The 20,863-nt window shown below is 71.6% G+C and carries 13 protein-coding genes and 2 pseudogenes; 3 read left to right on the top strand and 12 right to left on the bottom strand.

What is annotated here, in order from left to right; all coding sequences use genetic code 11:
• Positions 1-74 precede the first annotated feature (74 nt).
• The 4 genes from IPT68_RS26620 to nsdA all read right to left on the bottom strand — a co-directional run bounded on the left by IPT68_RS26620 (position 75) and on the right by nsdA (position 6,054).
• Entirely contained in the window at positions 75-2,519 is a 2,445-nt protein-coding gene (locus tag IPT68_RS26620; RefSeq protein WP_189700825.1) for a [protein-PII] uridylyltransferase, read from the bottom strand.
• A 25-nt stretch (positions 2,520-2,544) separates the two neighbouring features.
• Positions 2,545-2,883 (bottom strand): P-II family nitrogen regulator, encoded by a 339-nt coding sequence (locus IPT68_RS26615; RefSeq protein ID WP_003997576.1) that lies wholly within the window; start codon positions 2,881-2,883, stop codon positions 2,545-2,547.
• The gene (locus IPT68_RS26610) at positions 2,880-4,217 is read right to left on the bottom strand and encodes an ammonium transporter (RefSeq protein WP_189700826.1); all 1,338 of its coding nucleotides are present in this window, start codon (positions 4,215-4,217) and stop codon (positions 2,880-2,882) included. Before IPT68_RS26610 ends, IPT68_RS26615 begins: the two co-directional genes overlap by 4 nt.
• 361 nt (positions 4,218-4,578) lie before the next feature.
• The gene (gene nsdA, locus IPT68_RS26605) at positions 4,579-6,054 is read right to left on the bottom strand and encodes a transcriptional repressor NsdA (protein ID WP_189700827.1); all 1,476 of its coding nucleotides are present in this window, start codon (positions 6,052-6,054) and stop codon (positions 4,579-4,581) included.
• Between the two features lie 444 nt (positions 6,055-6,498).
• Here nsdA and IPT68_RS26600 point away from each other — a divergent pair, with 444 nt between their 5' ends.
• Positions 6,499-7,161: a bifunctional DNA primase/polymerase gene (locus IPT68_RS26600; RefSeq protein WP_189700828.1), complete on the top strand. Its 663-nt coding sequence runs from the start codon at positions 6,499-6,501 to the stop codon at positions 7,159-7,161.
• Between the two features lie 272 nt (positions 7,162-7,433).
• On the opposite strand, the gene ftsY is transcribed toward IPT68_RS26600, so the two are convergent.
• Positions 7,434-8,642, bottom strand: coding sequence for a signal recognition particle-docking protein FtsY (ftsY, locus tag IPT68_RS26595; protein WP_189700829.1), 1,209 nt, complete (start codon positions 8,640-8,642; stop codon positions 7,434-7,436).
• Positions 8,643-8,812: 170 nt separating this feature from the next.
• Between ftsY and IPT68_RS26590 the strand changes: the two genes are divergently transcribed.
• Complete coding sequence (locus IPT68_RS26590) at positions 8,813-9,784, top strand: LLM class flavin-dependent oxidoreductase (RefSeq protein WP_189700830.1); 972 nt, start codon at positions 8,813-8,815, stop codon at positions 9,782-9,784.
• Between the two features lie 89 nt (positions 9,785-9,873).
• Here the strand turns inward: IPT68_RS26590 and IPT68_RS26585 are convergent, their stop codons facing one another.
• The 4 genes from IPT68_RS26585 to IPT68_RS26570 form a co-directional block, all read right to left on the bottom strand.
• Positions 9,874-11,292: a sugar porter family MFS transporter gene (locus IPT68_RS26585; protein ID WP_189700831.1), complete on the bottom strand. Its 1,419-nt coding sequence runs from the start codon at positions 11,290-11,292 to the stop codon at positions 9,874-9,876.
• Positions 11,293-11,514: 222 nt separating this feature from the next.
• Positions 11,515-15,081 (bottom strand): chromosome segregation protein SMC, encoded by a 3,567-nt coding sequence (gene smc, locus IPT68_RS26580; RefSeq protein WP_189700832.1) that lies wholly within the window; start codon positions 15,079-15,081, stop codon positions 11,515-11,517.
• 206 nt (positions 15,082-15,287) lie between these two features.
• Positions 15,288-15,494: a hypothetical protein gene (locus tag IPT68_RS26575; RefSeq protein WP_189700833.1), complete on the bottom strand. Its 207-nt coding sequence runs from the start codon at positions 15,492-15,494 to the stop codon at positions 15,288-15,290.
• A 378-nt stretch (positions 15,495-15,872) separates the two neighbouring features.
• Entirely contained in the window at positions 15,873-16,154 is a 282-nt protein-coding gene (locus tag IPT68_RS26570; RefSeq protein WP_189700834.1) for an acylphosphatase, read from the bottom strand.
• A gap of 160 nt (positions 16,155-16,314) precedes the next feature.
• Here IPT68_RS26570 and IPT68_RS26565 point away from each other — a divergent pair, with 160 nt between their 5' ends.
• Positions 16,315-17,481 (top strand): CAP domain-containing protein, encoded by a 1,167-nt coding sequence (locus IPT68_RS26565; RefSeq protein WP_189700835.1) that lies wholly within the window; start codon positions 16,315-16,317, stop codon positions 17,479-17,481.
• 20 nt (positions 17,482-17,501) lie between these two features.
• Here the strand turns inward: IPT68_RS26565 and IPT68_RS26560 are convergent.
• From IPT68_RS26560 to repSA, 3 genes and pseudogenes are all read right to left on the bottom strand, one after another.
• A pseudogene (locus IPT68_RS26560) lies at positions 17,502-18,742 on the bottom strand (tyrosine-type recombinase/integrase).
• Complete coding sequence (locus IPT68_RS26555) at positions 18,742-18,936, bottom strand: helix-turn-helix domain-containing protein (protein WP_189700836.1); 195 nt, start codon at positions 18,934-18,936, stop codon at positions 18,742-18,744. Before IPT68_RS26555 ends, IPT68_RS26560 begins: the two are co-directional and overlap by 1 nt.
• Positions 18,933-20,322, bottom strand: a pseudogene (gene repSA / locus IPT68_RS26550) (replication initiator protein RepSA). Before repSA ends, IPT68_RS26555 begins: the two are co-directional and overlap by 4 nt.
• Positions 20,323-20,863: the final 541 nt, after the last annotated feature.

Below are 20,863 nucleotides of genomic sequence, written 5' to 3'. Positions count from 1 at the left end.
CGGTCCTCAGGGTCGGTGGCTGGCGGATGAATCGCCCTCCAGGGTATCCCGGCTCCACTGGAGCGGGTCACGGGTCAGCCGCGCAATGTCTCCTCCAGCTTGCGCGCGACGGCCACCGCCTCCTCTCCCGGCAGGGGTGCGCCCTCCGGCCCTGTGACATAGAACGCGTCGACGGCGTTCGCGCCCAGCGTCGACACATGGGCGCTGCGCACCCGCACTCCCGCGTCCTCCAGCGCGCGCCCGATACGGAAGAGCAGTCCCGGCGCGTCCTGGGCCCGCACCTCGATCACCGTGGCGAGGCGGGACGCGGCGGAGGCGACCGTCACCCGCGGCGGCGGCGCGACGACGCCCCGGCGGCGCGGGTACGCGGCGTCGCGTTCGGCCAGGCGGGAGGCGATGTCGAGGGAGCCGTCGAGGGCCCGGACGAGGTCGGCACGGAGCCGGGCGGCCTGCGGCAGCGAGCCGTACTCGGCGGCGACCCGCCAGTCGAGCAGCAGCACCGAACCCTCGACGCCGTCCGGCAGCTCGAGGGACCGCAGCTCGGCCGTGCGGACGGTCAGGCGGTGCACGGCGAGGACACCGGACACGGCGGGCAGCACGCCGGGCTGGTCCGGTACGGCGATCAGCAGCTCCACGCCGAGGGGCTCGGCCTCGCCGGACGCCTCCTCGGTGGGCACCTCGGTCTGCGCCCGCAACGCCAGCACGGGGCTGCCCGTCGCGACCGCCTCGATGGCGAGCCGCTCCTGCTCGGCGGTCGGCGCGGCGGCCTCCGGGTCGGCGGGGGCGTCCCCGGCGAGGACGGCCGAGACGCGTTTCACCAGGTCGGCGACGAGCGAGCCCCGCCATGACGACCAGGCGGCCGGCCCGGTGGCCAGCGCGTCGGCCTCGGTGAGCGCGTGCAGCAGCTCCAGCGTGCCCTGCGAACCGACCGCCTCGGCGACCGCGCGCACGGTGGCGGGATCCTCCAGGTCGCGCCGGGTGGCGGTCTCGACGAGCAGGAGGTGGTGGCGTACGAGCGTGGCGAGGACGGCCACGTCCGCGCGGTCGAAGCCGATCCGGCCCGCCACGTCCCGGGCGATGATCTCGCCCGCGACCGAGTGGTCGCCGGGCCAGCCCTTGCCGATGTCGTGCAGCAGCGCGGCCACCAGGAGCAGGTCGGGGCGGCTGACCCGGCGGGTGAACTCGGAGGCGCGGACGGCGGTCTCGATGAGGTGCCGGTCGACGGTCCAGACGTGCACGGCGTTGCGCTGCGGCCGGCAGCGCACCCGCTCCCAGTCGGGGATCAGCCGCGTGATCAGGCCCTCGGCCTCCAGGGCCTCCCAGACCTCGACGGTCGGACGACCCGAGCCCAGCAGCGTGACGAGCTGCTCGCGCGCCTCGGCGGGCCACGGCGTGGGCAGGGGGCGCACGCCGGCCGCCATGCGCCGTACGGCGTGCAGGGAGAGCGGCAGTCCGGCCTGCGCGGCGGCGGCCGCGGCCCGCAACGGCAGCACGGGATCGCGGTCGGGGCGCGCGGCACGGGCGAGCACCACCTCGCCGTCCTGCTCCACCACGCCCTCCGCCAGCGGCGACCGATCGGCGACCTGCTTGGCCCCGCCCAGCATGGACCGCAGGCGCGGCCGCACGGCGCGCGACCGCAGCACGCGCCCCACTTCCCGCCAGGTGACGTCGCTGGCGTACGAGATGGTCCGCGCCGACTCGTACACCTGCCGCAGCAGGGTGTCGGCGTCGAGCAGCCCCAGCTCGGCGGCGACCTGGTCCTGTTCCTGCAGGGCGAGCCGGTCGGTGGCGCGTCCGGTGGCGAGGTGCAGGGCGTCGCGGACGTCGAGCAGCCGGCGCCGGGCGTCGCTCAGGCCCTCGCGCGGGGCGTCGGCCAGCCAGGAGGCGGCGACGGCGCGCAGGGCGGTGGCGTCGCGGAGGCCGCCGCGGGCCTCCTTGAGGTCCGGCTCCAGCAGGTACTGCAGCTCGCCCTGGCGTTCGGCCCGCTCGGCGCACAGTTCCTGCAGTTCGGGCAGTCGTTTCGGCGCCTGGTTGCGCCAGTCGGCGAGGACCGCCGTGCGCAGGCCCGCGGTGAGGCCGAGGTCGCCCGCGATGTGGCGGGCGTCGAGCAGGCCGAGCTGGACCTTCAGGTCCTCGCCTGCCGTTCTGCGGGCCTCGGCCGGGGTTCGCACGGAGTGGTCCAGGGCGAGACCCAGGTCCCAGACCGGGTACCAGATGCGGTCGGCGAGCGCGGCGATCCGCGCGGCGTCGCCGCCGTCGTGGAGGAGCAGCAGGTCGAGGTCGCTGCGCGGGGACAGCTCACCGCGGCCGTAGCCGCCGACCGCCACCAGGGAGACGCCGCGCAGCCCCTCGGCCCCCGCGTCGAACAGTCCCGCCAGCCAGTCGTCGGTCAGCTCGGCCAGGGCGGCGCGGCGCGGCGGCCCGGACCGCGCCCCCTCCGTGAGGAGGCGCAGCCGGGCCGCCGCGTAGCCGCTGGGTCCCGAGTCCTCTGCTTCCGTACGTACGCCCGTACTCGTCACCCAGCGACTCCTGTTCTTCTGCGTGTCAGAGCGCGTCCGGCCCGCGCTCGCCGGTGCGGACCCGGACGGCGGTCTCGACCGGAAGCGACCAGACCTTGCCGTCACCGATCTTGCCGGTGCGGGCCGCCTTCACGATGACGTCGATCAGCTGCTCGGCGTCGTCGTCCTCGGCCAGCACCTCGATACGGATCTTCGGGACCAGGTCGACCGTGTACTCGGCACCGCGGTAGACCTCGGTGTGGCCCCGCTGCCGACCGTAGCCGCTGGCCTCGGTGACCGTCAGGCCGTGCACTCCGAACGCCTGGAGGGCTTCCTTGATCTCGTCCAGCCGGTGCGGCTTGACGACGGCGGTGATGAGCTTCATGCGTCCACCTTCTTGCTAGCAGCTGCGGCGACCGGGGCGGAGGCGGTGCGGGAGGCACCACCGCCGGCGCCGCTGAAGTCGTATGCGGTCTCGGCGTGCTCGGCCTGGTCGATGCCGGCCACCTCGTCGTCCTCGGACACCCGCATGCCGATCGTCTTGTCGAGCACGAAGGCGAGGATGGCGGAGACGATCAGGGAGTAGGCGAGGACCGCGAAGACACCGGCGCACTGCTTCCAGAACTGGTCAAGGCCACCGCCGTAGAACAGGCCCTGGACCTCGGACTGGCCCTTGCCGCTGGCGAAGAAGCCGATCAGCAGGGAGCCGACGACACCGCCGACCAGGTGGACGCCGACGACGTCGAGGGAGTCGTCGTAACCGAACTTGTACTTCAGGCCGACGGCCATGGCGCACAGCAGGCCGGCGATGGCGCCGACCGCGATCGCGCCGAGCGGGTCGACCGCGCCACCCGCCGGGGTGATCGCGACGAGACCGGCGACCGCACCGGAGGCTGCGCCCAGGGTGGTGAACGCGCCGTGACGCAGCTTCTCGTAGATCAGCCAGGCCAGCATGGCGGCGGCGGTGGCGATCTGGGTGTTGACGAACATCAGCGCGCCGACGCCGTCGTCGTTGCCCAGCCACGAACCGGCGTTGAAGCCGAACCAGCCGAACCACAGCAGACCGGCACCGAGCATGACCAGCGGCAGGCTGTGCGGACGCATGGGGTCCCGCTTGAAGCCGATGCGCTTGCCGATCACCAGGATCACGCCGAGCGCCGCGGCACCGGCGTTGATGTGCACCGCCGTGCCACCGGCGAAGTCGATCACGCCCAGCTCGAAGGCCCAGCCGCCCGCGCCCCAGACCCAGTGCGCGACCGGGAAGTAGACGATCGTGGCCCACAGGGTGATGAACAGCGCCCATGCCGTGAACTTCACGCGGTCCGCGAGGGCGCCGCTGATCAGGGCGGGCGTGATGATCGCGAACATCAGCTGGAAGACGGCGAAGACGTACACGGGGATGGTGTAGCCGTCCCACAGGTCGGCGATCCCGATGCCGGTGAAGCCGACGTAGTCGGAGCTCCAGCCGATGATGCTGCCGGAATCCGTACCGAACGCCATGGAGAAGCCGTACAGCACCCACAGGATGGTGACGATTCCCAGGCTGATGAAGCTCATCATCAGCATGTTGAGGGTGCTCTTGACTCGGACCATGCCTCCGTAGAAGAAGGCCAGGCCCGGGGTCATGAGCATCACCAGGGCGGAACAGATGAGCATGAAGCCTGTGTTGGCGGACGACAGCGTGGGTGCGTCCGCCGCAAGCGTGATGGCTGGAGCCATCGGCGTCTCCTCGTCGTTGGATACGGCCCCGTGCGGGCGAAGCCTTGAGCGGTCATGAGGGGTGGGCCGGTTATGCGCCACGAGATTGGCGCAGCGCCGTTTCGGTGGAAGCCCCTCGTTGTTTCGCCGCGGTGACGAAGGCGCCGTGCGTGTTACGCGTCGATGAACTGCCTGCTGCGGGGCCGCGCGATCGTTATCGTGGCGCAACCTTCCGTGGACGCCGCCGCGCGGACAGCACGGACCGGCCGCGCGGACAGCACGGACCGGCCGCGGGCGGCCTTCCGATGACCTGGCATGGGGGAGCCGAGTCGGGCTGTTCGGGAGGGCCGGCCGCGGCCGGAGTCAGGGGTTCGCGCTGCGCTCAGACCGCCTCGGCGGTCTCCGGCAGCTCGACGGCGAGCTTCTCGGTGAGGTCCACGACCTCGGCGATGTCACCGAAGTCGCGGGCGGCGGTGTCGACGGTCTTTCGGATACGAGTGTTGACCCGTTCGGAACGGACGTTCTTGGCGACTGCCATGGCCCGCTCGGCGAACGCGGCGCTCTGCTCGGGCTCGCGCTGCAGCAGGTGCACGGTGGCCATGCCGATGAGGTTCAGCGCGTACGACCGCTGGTGCTCGGAGTCGTCCGCGAACAGTTCCACGGCCCGCCGCATCAGGGGCTCGGCCATGGAGGCGTAGGTGGGGCTGCGGCCGGCGACGTAGGCGAGGTCACGGAACGAGTGGCTGTTCTCGGCGTACAGCTCGGCCTCGGAGAAGAAGCGGATCCAGTCGGGGTCCGGCTCGTCCCAGTCGTCGGCCTCGCCGAAGGTGTCCTCGGCCATCCGCACGGCCCGCTTGCACTTGCCGGGCTGGCCCATGTTGGCGTACGCGCGGGCCTCCATCGCATACAGCATCGACTGGGTGCGGGGGCTGGCGCAGTCCCGGCTGCCGTACTGCGCGAGGTGGATCAGCTCCAAGGCGTCCTCGGGCCGCCCGAGGTGGATCATCTGGCGGCTCATGCTGGACAGGACGTACGAGCCGAGCGGCCGGTCGCCGGCTTCCTTGGCGGCGTGCAGGGCGAGCACGAAGTACTTCTGCGCGGTGGGCTGGAGGCCCACGTCGTACGACATCCACCCCGCCAGCTCGGCCAGTTCGGCGGCGACCTTGAACAACTTGCGGGTGGTGTCCTCGGGCTGGGGTTCCTGGAGCAGGTCGGCCACCTCGTGCAGCTGGCCGACGACCGCCTTGCGGCGCAGGCCGCCGCCGCACTGGGCGTCCCACTGCCGGAACATCACCGTGGTGGACTCCAGCAGGTCCAGCTCCGGCTTGGACAGCCGCCCCCGCGCGCGGGAGGACGGAACCGACCCGGGCTCCGGCCGGGGCCCGGGCGGCGAGGGAACCAGCCAGCGCTGCATGGGCTCGATCAGGGCCGGTCCGGCGGACAGGGCCAGCGAGGTGCCGAGGAAGCCGCGGCGGGCGAGCATCAGGTCGCTGCGGGAGAACTCGCCGAGCAGGGCGACCGCCTGCGGGCCGGTCCAGGGCAGGTCGACTCCGGTCGCGGAGGGGGCCTGGCGAGCGGTGCGCAGACCGAGGTCCTCGATGGAGACGACGCAGCCGAACCGCTCGGAGAACAGCTCCGACAGGATCCTGGGGATCGGCTCGCGCGGGTTCTCGCCGTCCAGCCAGCGGCGGACCCGCGAGGTGTCGGTGGAGATGTGGTTGGCGCCCAACTGGCGTGCCCTGCGGTTCACTTGACGCGCGAGCTCGCCCTTCGACCAGCCGCTGCGCACGAACCACGAGCCCAACAGCTCGTTCGGGCGCTTCTCAGCGTTCGTCCCGTCTCCGCCGCTGCCGCCCACTGGAACGCCCCCATCCCTCGGATCGCCTGCCACCACGTGCGCCAAGCCCTATCAGAATGCCCGTCAGCCCGTTCGCCCGTCCGGCAGTTCACCGTCTTGGCGCGAGGTACCGACTTGCCTGCGGCATACCCACCAGCGCATGTGCCCCGATTGCCGTGCACACACGGTAATCCTACGATCACCCGCCCGGCCACGGCGTTCCAGGAAACGCCACCATTCGCCACCCCTTCGAATGAACTACCGGTCGCCCCCGCACGATTCACTTGACATGGGACGGACGGAAGTGGGCGGACGGGTGCGCACCGGGGCGCGCACCTCTGGACGCACCACCCGAGGTGCTTCGAGAAGCCGTCTGGACCGCACGGCAGCGGGAAGCCGGAAACGGAGAGTCACGTTCTGATTCCGTCTCGTAACCACCGACGCGTCGGACCCGTTGGAGGGGGCATGGGCTTCACGATCGGCAGCAGTCGGGGGATCCGCGACATCCGGTCCGGCTCGCGCCGCCGCGGCCGCTCGTCGGAGTGCACCGCCGTGGCGGAGTACACCGGGCTGTGGGGCTGGGACGTCGTCCCGGGTGCGCGGGCCGCCGCGGGCGTCTGCTCCTGCGGCCGCCCCGAGTGCCGGGCGCCGGGCGCGCATCCGCTGGCCTTCGCGCCGGAGGTGCCGGCCGGGGCGACGCTGGACCAGGTGACGACGTCCTGGGCGGAGGTCCCGGGCGCAGCGGTGATGCTGCCGGTCGGGCGGGCGTTCGACGTGATCGAGGTGGCCGAGCCCGCGGGGCGCCGGGCGCTGGTCCGGCTGGAGCGCATGGGCCTGCCCCTCGGCCCCGTCGCCGTCACCCCCGACGGCCGCGCCCACTTCCTCGTCGCGCCCGGCTCCGCGGCCGAGCTGCCCCGGCTCCTGTACCGGATGGGCTGGGACGACCCGCACCTCGACCTGCGCGGCCTCGGCCCCGGCACGCACATCACGGCCCCGCCCTCGGACCGCAGCGGCCTCGGCCCGGTGCGCTGGCTGCGCCCGCCGGACCTGGACTCGGCACGGAAGCCCCCGGCGGCCCGTCTGCTCCTGGGGACGCTGGCCTACGTGGCACACCGGTCGCGAGCGTAGGACCGCCGACCGGATCACGCGCCGTGGCGAAGCGCCCGTGCTTCACCTGTCTGCGCCCCGATCCGGAACACGCCTCGGCCCCCCGCCCGCTCCGGCACACCGGCTCAGGCACCATCTCGAAGCGCCCGTCCGTCACCACTCTGCACCTGATCACGGACACACTTCCCTCAGGCCCCACAGGACCCCGGAGCAACGGTCGACCACGAAGAAGCGCCCGCCCCCGACGACGTCTCGGGGCGGGCGCTTGGCGGCGTACGGATGTCCGTGGGTGCTCACTCTCCGATAAGCGCATCCACGAATGCCTCCGGCTCGAACGGCGCCAGATCGTCCGCGCCCTCGCCGAGCCCGACCAGTTTGACCGGGACGCCGAGTTCGCGCTGCACGGCGACGACGATGCCGCCCTTGGCGGTGCCGTCCAGCTTGGTCAGGACGATGCCGGTGATGTCGACGACCTCGGCGAAGACGCGGGCCTGGACGAGGCCGTTCTGGCCGGTGGTGGCGTCCAGGACGAGCAGCACCTCGTCCAGCGGGGCGTGCTTCTCCACGACGCGCTTGACCTTGCCGAGCTCGTCCATGAGCCCGGTCTTGGTGTGCAACCGTCCGGCGGTGTCGATGAGCACCACGTCGGCACCCATCTCCTTGCCCTCCTTGACGGCGTCGAAGGCGACGGAGGCGGGGTCGCCCGCCTCCGGCCCGCGCACGGTGTACGCGCCGACCCGCTCGCCCCAGGTCTGGAGCTGGTCCGCGGCGGCGGCGCGGAAGGTGTCGGCGGCGCCGAGCACGACGCTGCGGCCGTCGGCCACCAGAACGCGGGCGAGCTTGCCGGTGGTGGTGGTCTTGCCGGTGCCGTTGACGCCGACGACCATCACGATGCCGGGCTTGGTGTTCTCGGGCTCGGTCCTCACGGTGCGGTCGAAGTCGGTGCCGACCAGGGTGAGCAGCTCCTCGCGCAGCAGGCCGCGCAGCTCCTCGGGGGTGCGGGTGCCGAGCACCTTCACACGCTCGCGCAGCCGTTCGACCAGCTCCTGGGTGGGCTGCACACCGACGTCGGCGGTGAGCAGGGTGTCCTCGATCTCCTCCCAGGTCTCCTCGTCGAGGTGCTCGCGCGAGAGCAGCAGGAGCAGCCCCTTGCCGAGGGCGTTCTGGGAACGGGAGAGTCGGGCGCGGAGGCGGATGAGCCGCCCCGCGGCGGGCTCCGGGATCTCGATCTCGGTCGGCGGGAGCTCGACGACGGGCGGCTCCTCGACGGCGACGGGGGCCGAGCCGTCGGGGAGGTCCACCTCCTCTATCGTGCGGCGCGGTTCCTCACGCGGCGTCTCGGCCTCGTCGCCGACGTGCGGCTCGGCCGGAGGGGCGGTGATGTCGGGTGTCGTGGGCGGCGGCGGGGGCAGCGACTGCTTCCGTCGGCCGCTGATGACGAGCCCGCTGATCGCGCCGAGCACGACCACGGCGATGACTACAGCAAGGATGACGATTTCCATAACGCGTCCAGTATCGGCCATGGGACTGCGCCGGACCCAGTTTGTACGTTCGTCCAAGTGGCGGTCGCCCGGGACGGTCGGCCCGGACGGCCGCGCCGGGCCGCACGTCCCTGGAACTGACGACTCGTCAGCTACCGTCCCCTTCACACCCGCCCGACGAAGGGGGACCCATGCCCGTCTCGGTCGTCCGTTTCAATCTCGTCGAACCCGGCGCCACCCCCGTCTCCCTCCACACCCGTTACCGGACGGCCCTGGAGATGGCCGCGTACGCCGACGACCAGGGGGTCAGCACCGTGCAGACGGAGGAGCACCACGGGGTGCCCGACAACTGGCTGCCCTCGCCGTTCACGTTCGCGGGAGCGGTGCTCGGTGCCACCCGTCACCTCGCGGTCACCGTCTCGGCGGCGGTCGGACCGCTGTACGACCCACTGCGGCTGGCCGAGGACATCGCCGTCCTGGACCTGCTGAGCGGCGGACGGCTGGTGACCGTCGCGGGGATCGGGTACCGGCCGCAGGAGTACGAGCTGTTCGGCGTGGACTGGGCGCGGCGCGGGCGGCTGCAGGACGAGGTGCTGGAGACGGTGCTGAGGGCCTGGACGGGGGAGGAGTTCGTGTACCGGGGGCGGACCGTGCGGGTCACACCGCGCCCGTACTCCGAACCGCACCCCCTCCTGCTGGTCGGCGGCTCCTCCAGGGCCGCCGCCCGCCGGGCCGCCCGCCTCGGCCTGCCCTTCTTCCCCAGCGCGCACGTGCCCGAGCTGGAGGCGTACTACAAGGAGCGCCTGGTCGAGTACGGCACCGAGGGCTGGACCATGATGCCCGCGGCCGAGAGCCCGCTGCTGCACATCGCCGAGGACCCGGACCGGACGTGGGCCGAGTACGGCGGGCACTTCCTGCACGAGGCCCGCACGTACGCCTCCTGGCAGCCGGCGGGGATCCGCTCGGCCGTGGGGTCGGCGGCCACGACCGTGGACGAGCTGCGCGCCGAGGGCGTCTACCGGGTGCTCACGCCGGACGAGTGCGTGACGCAAGGGCTCGGCCACCTCGTCCTGCATCCGCTGGTCGGCGGGATGCCGCCGTCCGAGGGCTGGCGCAGCCTGCGGCTGTTCTGCGAGAGCGTGCTGCCCCGGCTCAGTGGCTGAGCCGGGGCGGCACGTCTCTTACGAGGACGAGGAGAGGGGCAGCGGGGACTTGGCCCGTCTCCTCGCGATCAGGGGCCTCGGGGTGAGGCTCAGCCCATCTCCTCCAGCGACTTGCCCTTCGTCTCCTTCACGTACTTCAGGACGAACGGGACGGAGAGCGCGGCGAAGACGGTGTAGATCACGTAGGTCACGGAGAGGTTCCAGTCGGCCAGCGACGGGAAACTCGCGGTGATGGCCCAGTTGGCGATCCACTGCGCGGCGGCGGCCACGCCCAGGGCGGCGGCACGGATGCGGTTCGGGAACATCTCGCCCAGCATGACCCAGACGACCACACCCCACGACAGGGCGAAGAAGAGGACGAACACGTGGGCGGCGATCAGGGCGATCCAGCCCTGGGTCTCCGGGAGCCTGCCCCCGACCAGGTCGAAGGAGAACGCCCACGCCTCCAGCGCGAGGCCGACCACCATGCCGACCGAGCCGATGATCGCCAGCGGCCGGCGGCCGATGCGGTCGACGAAGATCATCGCGATGACGGTGCCGACGATGTTGATGATCGACGTGGTGAACGAGTAGAAGAACGAGTCCGCCGGGTCCACGCCGACCGACTGCCACAGCGTCGAGGAGTAGTAGAACGCGACGTTGATGCCGACGAACTGCTGGAAGACCGACAGGCCGATGCCGATCCAGACGATCGGCTTGAAGAAGAAGCTGCCGCCGAGCAGGTCCTTGAACGTCGACTTGTGCTCGCTCGTCATGGCGTGCTCGATCTCGGCGACGCGCGCGTCGAGGTCGATGTCCTGGCCCTCCACCTCGGAGAGGATCGCGCGGGCGCGGTCGCGCTTGCCGACGGAGAGCAGGTAGCGCGGGGACTCGGGGATGGCGAAGGAGAGCAGGCCGTACAGGACGGCCGGGACGACCATGACGCCGAGCATCAGCTGCCACGCCTCCAGGCCCAGCAGCTCACCGCGCTGGTCGCCGTCGGCGGCGTTCAGGATGCCCCAGTTGACCAGCTGCGAGACGGCGATGCCGACCACGATCGCGGCCTGCTGGAAGGAGCCGAGGCGACCCCGGTACGCCGGCGGGGCGACCTCTGCGATGTAGGCCGGGCCGATCACGGAGGCCATGCCGATGGCGAATCCGCCCACGACGCGCCAGAAGGCGAGGTCGTACAGCGAGAAGGGCAGCGCGGAGCCGACGGCGCTCACCGTGAACAGGACGGCGGCGATCTGCATGCACCGGATGCGGCCGATGCGGTCGGCTATGCGGCCCGCCGTCGCGGCGCCGATGGCACAGCCGATCAGGGCCACGGCGATGACCTGCGCCAGCGCCGCGGAGCCGATGCCGTAACGGTCCCGGACGGCCTCGACGGCGCCGTTGATCACGGAGCTGTCGTAGCCGAAGAGGAAGCCGCCCATCGCGGCCGCCGCCGCGATGAAGATCACGTGCCCGAGGTGTTCGGGCAGAGCCGACCCGGCTCCTGACGTGGGTGCCTGCGCTGTGCTGGTCACGTGTGTACTCCTGGGGCCACCGGCAACACTGCCGGAGTGGGGGGTGAGCCCTTACAGGGGCAAAACCTGAAGGTAAAAGCAACGTTGCAGAGGCTATTCCTTCAAGTTTCGAAGTCAATAGTTGGAAGTCAAGATGTTATGGACGTTATGGACCGACTGGGTGTTCATTAGTTGAATGTTCAGACCACTCACCAGGTGAGAGCGGGGGTGGACCACGAGCGCTCAGCGCAGCCGCTGGCTGATGACCTTCGACACACCGTCGCCCTGCATGGAGACGCCGTACAGCGCGTCGGCGACCTCCATGGTCCGCTTCTGGTGGGTGATGACGATGAGCTGCGAGGCCTCCTGCAACTCCTGCATGATCCGGATCAGCCGCTGGAGGTTGGTGTCGTCGAGCGCGGCCTCGACCTCGTCCATGACGTAGAACGGGCTGGGCCGCGCCTTGAAGATCGACACGAGCAGGGCCACGGCGGTCAGCGACCGCTCGCCGCCGGAGAGCAGGCTGAGCCGCTTGACCTTCTTGCCCGGCGGCCGGGCCTCGACGTCGACACCCGTGGTGAGCATGTTGTCGGGGTCGGTCAGCACCAGCCGCCCCTCGCCCCCCGGGAACAGCCGGCCGAAGACGCCTTCGAACTCCCGGGCGGTGTCCCAATAGGCCTCGGTGAACACCTGCTCGACCCGCTGGTCGACCTCCTTGACGACCTGGAGCAGATCGGCGCGGGTCTTCTTCAGGTCCTCCAGCTGCTCGCTGAGGAACTTGTGCCGGTCCTCCAGCGCCGCGAACTCCTCAAGGGCCAGCGGGTTCACCTTGCCCAGCTGCTGGTAGGCCCGCTCGGCCGACTTCAGCCGCTTCTCCTGCTCGGCCCGCACGAAGGGCTTCGGCTGGTTGCGCGGGTGCTCGGGGTCCTCCGGCAGCTCCTCGCCCTCGGCGGGCGGGGAAGGCGGTACGGGCTGGTGCGGGCCGTACTCCGAGACCAGTCCCGCCGGCTCGACGCCCAGCTCCTCCAGCGCCTTGGTCTCCAGCTGCTCGATCCGCAGCCGTTTCTCGGCGCCGAGCACCTCACCGCGGTGCACGGAGTCGGTCAGCTTGTCCAGCTCGGCCTTGAGGTCACGACCCTCGGTGCGGGCGGCGGCGAGTTGCTGCTCGCTGTGCGCCTTGGCGGCCTCGGCGGCGGTGCGCTCCTCGTCGGCGCGGGCGAGGGAGACCTCGACGTGCGCGAGGAGCTGGCGGGCACCGGAGGCGACGGCGTCGGCGACGGCCGCCTCGTGCCGCAGACGCGCCCGCCGCTGCTCTGCACGCGCGCGTGCCTCACGTTCGGCACGGGCGGCGCGGTCGAGCGAGTCGGCCCGTCCGGCAAGCCCCTTGACCCGCTCCTCGTGGGTACGGACCTGGAGGCGGGCCTCCATCTCCGTCTGCCGGGCGTTGGCGCCGTCGGCGGCGAGCCGGTCCCGTACGGAGGTGTCGGGCTCCTCCTCGATCGGCATCTCCTCGGCGACGGCGAGCCGTTCGGCGAGTTCCTCGACCTCCTGGAGCGCCTCGTCGAGCGCCTCCTGGGCCCGGGCCGCGGCGGCGGTGGACCGCTCGGCCTCGCCCGCCGCGCCTCGCGCCTGCCCGGCGAGGCGGCCGAGCTGCTGGGCCACGGCCGACTTCTCCCGGTCCGCCGCCCGGCGGCGCTCCCCCAACTCCTCGACCAGCGCGGCGCACTCCTTGCGCCGCTCTCCGGCCGCGTGCTGGGCCTCGGTCAGTTCCTCGCAGCGGACGGCCAGCTCTTCGAGTTCGGCGGCGGCCTCGTCGACGGAGGCCTGCACTTCGAGGAGGCTGGGGGCTCCGGCGGAGCCGCCGTGGGCGAAGTGGGCGCCCAGGAGGTCGCCTTCGGCCGTCACGGCGGTGAGGTGGGGGTGGGCGTAGACGAGGTCTTCGGCGTCTTCCAGGGTGCTGACGACGACGATGCCGTGCAGGAGGCGGTGTACGGCAGGCATGAGCTCGGCGGGGCCGCGGACCAGGTCGGCGGCGAAGGTGTGGCGCGCGTCCGCGGGTCCGTCCGGGCTGGTCGCGCCCTTCAGGTCGGACGCCCCTGCCAGGAGCAGAGTCGCTCGGCCTCCGTCCTGCTTGCGGAGGAGTCTGATCGCGTCGGCCGCGGATGCCGGGGTCGTGGCCGCGATCGCGTCCGCTGCCGCGCCAAAGGCCGCGGCGACAGCGACCTCATGGCCGGGGGTCACCGTCAGGAGTTCCGCCGCCGGGCCGAGGAGGCCGGAGAGACGGTCCTTCGCCGCCAGCAGTATTCCGGTGCCGTCCTTGCGGCGCAGGCCGAGTGCCAGGGCCTCGTGGCGGGCCTGGGTGGCGGCGCGCTTGCGTTCCGCCGCCGTGGCGGCCTCGCGGGCCGCCGTGAGGGCGGCCTCGGCCTCGGTCAGCTGCCGCTTGGCCGCCTCGTGCCGCTCGGCGAGTTCGGCGTCGCCGGCGTCGAGGCCGTCGACCTCGGCCTTGAGGGCCTCGTACTCCTCCTGGGCGGCAACGGCACGTTCCTGCGCCTCATCGCGTGCGGCGGCCAGGCGTTCGATCTCGGCCTGGGCGGAGGCCGCGCGGGACCGGGCCGCGTTGACCTGGCCGTTCAGCCGGGCCAGGCCCTCACGCCGGTCGGCGATGGCCCGGGCGGCGTCCTTGAGGCGCCGTTCCTCCTGGGTCAGGGCGCGCTCCAGCTCGGCGCGGTGGGCGACCGTGTCCTCCAGGGCGCGTTCGGCGGCCTCCAGAGCGGCCTCCAGCTCGGCCTCCTGCTCGCGGATGCGGTGGGCCTCGCGCTCCATGTCCTCGGGGTCACGGCCGCGCCGCTCCTCGGGGGGTGCGGACGTCGCGCTCTTCACCCGCGCCTCGGCCAGCGAGATCGTGCCGCGCACCCGTTCGGCCAGCTGGGAGAGCTCGTACCAGGTCTGCTGCGCCCGCTGCAGCCGCGGTGTGAGCCGGCGGACCTCGTCCTCCAGGAACGCCTCCCGCTGGAGCGCCCTGCGCAGCTCCTGCTCGGCGGTCTCCTTGCGCTCCTTCAGCGCGGCCTCGTCGGCGACCTCGGCCCGGAGCGCCTCCCGGAGCCGTACGAGATCGTCGGCCAGCAGGCGCAGGCGCGCGTCGCGCAGGTCGGCCTGGATGACGGCGGCCCTCCTGGCCACCGCGGCCTGGCGGCCGAGGGGCTTGAGCTGCCGCCGGAGCTCGTCGGTGAGGTCCTGCACGCGCGCGAGGTTGGCCTGCATCGCGTCCAGCTTCCGCAGCGCCTTCTCCTTGCGCTTGCGGTGCTTCAGGACGCCGGCGGCTTCCTCGATGAAGGCACGGCGGCCCATGGGGTCGGCGTGCAGGACGGAGTCGAGCTGGCCCTGGCCGACGATGACGTGCATCTCGCGGCCGATGCCGGAGTCGGAGAGCAGTTCCTGGATGTCGAGCAGCCGGCAGGTGTCGCCGTTGATCTGGTACTCGCTGCCGCCGTTGCGGAACATGATCCGCGTGATGGTGACCTCGGCGTACTCGATGGGCAGCGCCCCGTCGGAGTTGTCGATGGTCAGCGACACCTCGGCGCGGCCCAGCGGCGGGCGGCCGGTGGTGCCGGCGAAGATGACGTCCTCCATCTTGCCGCCGCGCAGCGACTTGGCGCCCTGCTCGCCCATGACCCAGCTGAGCGCGTCCACGACGTTGGACTTGCCCGAGCCGTTCGGTCCGACGACGCACGTGATGCCCGGCTCGAACCGGAGCGTGGTGGCCGAGGCGAACGACTTGAACCCGCGGAGGGTCAGGGCCTTGAGGTGCACGCCGCTGGACTCTACCTTCCGGGGTTGTCTCACTCCATGAACCCGCGGTTTCGCCGCTGAACGCGCAGGGCACACCAAACGTTAAAGACGCTGAAAGGATGCGCGGGGGCAAGAAAGAAGGGACGCCGAAGCGTCCCTTGCAAATCTGACAACTTAGCGGTTGATACGGGCAGCCCAACCACTGCGTGTCGTGTGCGATGCAGTGATCAGGTGAGCGCAGGCTCCGCCTGGTGTGCGTCGACGCTCTCCATGATCCTGTCGTGGTGAGAAGCGGCAGCCGTCAGCGCTTCGTTCTCCGCCTGGATCCGTACGAGCTCCGATTCCAGGTCCTGTACGCGCTGCTGGAGCCGTCGCATCTCGGCGAGGAGTCGAGGGTCGGAGCCGCCGACGTAACCGAGAAGCGCCTTTGCCATGATGGATGGTCCTCCACACTGAGTGACCGACCGATGCGGTGTGGGTCGTGAGGGATTCGCACCCGCGGCCGCTTGGCACTGTGGAGTTGTGCGCCGTTCATCCATGCCAAACAGCTAAGGTGCGCGGGGCTTTCAGCGTCTCACCAAAAAGTTTGACGGTCAACACGATCACGCCCTGTATTGGGGGGCAACCCGGTGGCACGCGGCCGGACACGGCGGCGCGGCGACTGACGCGGGGCCCTCAGGGCGTGGCGATCATCCTTGCGTCTGGAGCCTGCCACGGCAAGCGGTTCTTGGCAATCACCTGCTTCTTTCCGCCCCGGGCGGCCGCTGTCGCCCCTCCCGGGCCCTGCTGTGAGGACGCCCGTCCGTGTGATGTCAGCGGACGGCGAAGCCGTCGTAGCCGCCGCGAGGTGTGTCCCAGATCTCGGTGACGCCGTCGACGTGCCCGGGCGTGTCGTCGCCCTGGAGCCAGTCCAGAAGCCCCTCGCAGCCCTCGCGCGGCCCTTCCGCGACCACCTGGACCCGGCCGTCGTCCAAATTGAGAGCAAAACCACTCAGGCCGCCGATCTCCAGGGCCTTGGCCCGGGTGAACCAGCGGAAACCCACACCTTGGACGCGTCCTCGCACCCAGGCGACCAGTCGCACATCCTCACTCATGGGTGCAACCTAACCGCCCGATGTCATTCGGGACACTTCCTCCTCTGGCGCCATGCGGTACCGTCCAGCCCCAATGCATCTCATATGAAACCCACTCGATCGGGTGGGTTTGGTTGACCGAACCGGACGAGTCGACCGTGAGGACGAGGAAGGCCATCACATGGGACGCCACCGACGCTCCGACGCCGGCCGCGCCGCCACGGGGGGCAACGAGACGCACGGCTCCCCCGAAGGGGGCCAGGTCCGGCGGGACTCGCACGCGGACGGCCCGGTCGCGCCGGGCATCGCGCCGTACGTGGACCCGGAGGCCTACGCCGAGGCGGTCTCGAAGAGCCACGCCTACCTCTTCGCCCCGGACGACCGGGACGCCCCGGCCGGCGACACCGCCTCCTCCGGCGACACCGCGGCCCTCTCGGTCGCGGACGGCTTCACGCCCGACGGCGGGTCGCGGCACGGCCACTCGCACCGCCGCGGGAGGAAGGGCTTGACGCCCGTCCGCACCGGCCTGCTCGGCGTCACCGCGGCCGTCGCGGTCGGCGCGGTCGCGGTCGCCACCGGCGTCCTGCCCGGCGGCGACACCTACACGCTCGGTGGGGGCGCCGGCGACGTGCGGGCCAGTGAGACGGCCACCGCCACGCAGTCCCCGCAGGGCGGCACGTCCGGCACCGCCGACGCCGGCGACAGCAGCAGCCCGTCGACCGGCCGCGACACCGAGCGCGGCACGTCGCCGTCGGCGTCCCCCTCGACCTCGTCGGCCAAGCCCACGACCAAGGCGCCCACCACCGAGGCACCGGCCGCCAAGCCCCCGGCCGCCAAGCCCTCGGCCACCAAGACCCCCACCAGGAGGCCGTCGGCCACCCCGTCGTCGCAGCAGCCGGCGCCGGGGCCGTCCCGTACGCCCACGAAGGTGCCGACGCAGCCGAGCGCCCCGACGGTGACGATCTCCCCGGAGACCGCCGCCGAGGCCGAGGTGCTCAAGTTCGTCAACGACGAGCGGGCGAAGGGCGGGTGCCGCCCGGTGGCGGCGAACAGCGCGCTCGCGGAGCTGGCCGGCGACTACAGCGAGGCCATGGCCGAGCAGGGCTTCTTCGGCCACACCGACCCCAGCGGCAGGACGCCGTGGGACCGCGCGGAGGCGGCGGGCATAAGCAACCTCGGCGGCGAGAACATAGCCCGGGGCCAGGCCGACGCGACGGCGGTCATGAAGGCCTGGATGGACAGCCCCGGCCACCGCACCAACATCCTGAACTGCGACTTCACGACACTCGGCGTCGGCGTGCACTACGGGTCGGGCGGCCCTTGGTGGACGCAGGAGTTCGGCTACTGAGATAACCGCATGTCAGAGACCTAATCCTGCCCCTGGGCCGTCTCCGGGCCGTCTTCCGTATGGTCCTCGTCCTGGAAGACGCGATCCACGGCGACCCGGGTTCGGGTCTCACTGGACGGCATCAGGTGCGTGTATGTCCGCAGCGTGAAGCCGGGATCGTGGTGACCCAGGTACTCGCTGAGAGCCTTGATGCTCTCCCCCGCGTCCAGGAGCACCGAGGCGTAGAAGTGCCGCAGCGCGTGCATGCCGTTGTGTCGCCCGATCTCCACGCCCGCGGCCCGAAGAGCCGGCCGCCACACACGGTCGTTGAAGCGGTTCCGGTCGAGCGCCATGCCCATGGAGCCGGTGAAGATGAGCGACGCCGTGACCGGAGGACCGTCGAGCGTCTTCCACGGCAAGGTGACCTCCACGGCCGGGTGACGCTTCAGGCGCGCGGCCAGGGCGAAGGCCACCGACTCGGCAAGAGCCACGTCCCGTTCCTTGCCTCCCTTGGGTGGAGGGAACACCGGCCGATGGCGTTGCAGCAACTGGACCTGCCGGACCACGTGCATCACTCCCCCGAGGAAGTCCACGTCCTCCACGGCCAGGCCGAAGACCTCACCCTGTCGCAGGCCGCATCCGGCGGCGACGTTCACGAGAGCCTGATAGCTCTCCGGCAAGGCCGCTCGAACCACCATCACTCGCTCGGCAGGCCAGGGCTTGACCTTGCGAGGCTCGAGCCGAGGAGCCCTGACGGACCGGGCGCTGCACGGGTTCGTGCGGATGATCCGGTCCTCTACCGCAGCCGTGAAGACCGTGGAGACGTGCGCGAAGATCCCTCGCCGGTATCCGGCCGACAGCCCACGATCCTTCAGGGTGCGCAGCCACAGACGGAGATGAGACGGCGTGAAGGAGCCCATCGGCCGCGTTCCCAGGTGGGGGATCGCGTGAGCCGCAACCGGCTCTCGACGGACTCACGTGTCAGGGGGTCTGTGATCTGCGTGGTCATCCACTCCGTGGCGTACCGCTCGAACGTGACCTTGCCAGCGTCCGGACTGACGTAGTCGCCGCGCGACATGTCGGCCTCGATGTTGGCGAGCCACTGTTCCGCCTTGCGCTGCTGCTTGTCCGGGAAGCTCTTGGACTTCTCGGAGCCGCCCGGCCCGATGTACCGGGCGCGGCAGCGCAGGCCGACGCCGAAGCGGTCGGTCTTGACCCTCACGGGCTTGCCGTCCGGTCCCGGCTCAGCCCTGCACCAGCGGTCCTGAATGTGCCCGGCCATCAGGCGGCCCCTTCCATCAGAGACTCGACCCAGACACGGACGTCTTCGGGGTCGAAGCGGAGATGCCGGCCGACGCGGAAGCCGCGGGGACCGGTGCCCTTGCGCCGCCACTGGTAGACGGTCTCGACCGGCACGCCGAGCAGGTCAGCGACGTCGATCGGGGTCAGGTAGCGGGACGGCAGCGGGCGCCTCATGCGCAAACCTCCCAGTCGTCCAGGTCTGCCAGGGCTTCGCGTGCGGTCTCGCGGTTCAGCCGGACGTCTCGGGCGATCGAGGCGGCCAGCCAGGACTCACCGGGGGTGTGGCCCTGCCCGGCGTAGGTCCAGTGGGCGAGCACGAGCGTGGAGCCCTCCGCGTCGTCCAGGTCCTGGGAAAAGCCGCGCTCGCGGCGTTCCTGGCGGGCGCGGAAGTCGGCGCGCGCCTGGCGCAGCGTGCCGAGGGTGGTGGAGTGGCGGCGGGACTTGGTGGAGAAGTGGCCGCGGAAGCCGAGCATGTGAGCCCAGCGCCACAGCAACCGGTCTGGATAGGCATCGTCCAGCTCCCGGCACGCCTCGATAAGCCGCCGGGTGTGCCCGGGCAGCGCCAGGCGGTCGAGTTCGGCCAGCTCTCCGATGCGGCGGTCCAGGGTGCCGGTGATCTCGGCCGCCTTGGTGGCGTACTTGGCCACGTAGGAGGCCGCGGCCTGTTCGGTCAGCTCCTCCTGGCCGAGCGCTCCGATGGGCTGCACGTCTACCTGGGAGCCCCACCGCAGAGTGCGCGCGGGGAAGCCGCCGGACGCGGGCACCGGCACGGCGACCCGAGCGGCAGCCACCCTGATCGCCGCATCCAGGAGAGCAACGGTGGCCCAGGCGGGCGGGGCGGTGTCGGGACCGTCCGGGCCGTCGAGGCGCACCACGGCGTGGAAGTGCACCGAGCCGCGCTTCTGGAACTCGGCGACCTTGCCAATGGAGACCCGGCACACCTCCCGCAGGGCGATTTGCGTGATGCCCGCGCGGGCGGCGATCTCCCGGCGCAGGTAGATGGTAAAGCGCCGCCACAGGTCGCCTGCGTGGTTGTTCCACAGCACCGCCCCGGCGTAGTCGTACGCGGCCGGACCGAGGGCGGTACCGAGCGCGGAGTCCCCCTCGGCGTGCTGAGCGCCGCAGCGGCAGCGCCCGGAGTCGGGGCGGTTGTGGACCGGGCCGAACGAGGGCGCGGTGAGGGTGGCGAAGACACGGGGGTGGTCCCGCAGGGTGGCGGGCACGTCCTTGCGTTCGTCGCCGGTGATCCCGGCCCGGATCAGGTGGTAGGTGTCCCCGGCGTAAGTTCAGGCGCAGGCCGGGCAGCGCGATCGCCCGCCGGTTGCCGCAGGCGACCCGGAGCATGCCGCCCGGCTCCTGCTCGGTGCTGTAGGAGTACAGCACCCCACCGGTCTTGGCATCACGGGTGACGGTCTGGCCCTGAAGCTGGATCGGGTGCGCACAGCCGCCGGTACGGCGGACCTGTTCCGGCCACCGGTCGAAGCCGGGCGCGTTCGCCACCCGCAGCAGGTCCGCCCTGGTCACAGGGTCAACGCCCATGGAGGCCGCAGCACCGGCCACGGCCTCCGGGGGACGGGGAACACCGTCACGCGGCACCCCCGCACAACGAGCACGGGCCGTGGCCCTCCTCGTACCAGTCCGCGTCCACGTCCACAGCCCACAAGGCCCACACCTGGCGGGTGTCGCCGCAGTCGGGACACGGAGCGTTCAGGACGAACCGGCCGCCCCGCTCCCGGGCCTCGTCACTCACCGGGACAGACAGCGTGACCAGCGCCGTCAGCTCCCCGGCCCGCCGATCGCGCTTTGGGTTCGACGCCGAGGAGCGGACGCCAGCATCTAGTAGCAACAGATGCAGTTGCTGGAACGTTGGGGCACTTGGCACCTGTCATCTGACGGCAGTCTGACGGCAACGACAACAGACGTCAGCGTACGCAGTGGTATGTCACGGGGGGGCGACGTCTGTCGTTGTCGGCCGGATCATGATCCTGGCCGCACGATCAACTCGCCTGAAAAGCAGAGGGTCGGGGTCGGCTGTGCCCCCGTGCCCGTTGCGTGCCCGGTCCGGCGGGACCTAGCGGGGACGCACGGGGGGACAGCGGCG

Source organism: Streptomyces chromofuscus (assembly GCF_015160875.1).
GTDB classification, from domain to species: domain Bacteria; phylum Actinomycetota; class Actinomycetes; order Streptomycetales; family Streptomycetaceae; genus Streptomyces; species Streptomyces chromofuscus.
Note: the sequence above shows the minus strand (reverse complement) of the source record. Positions and strands in the feature narration are given on the sequence as shown.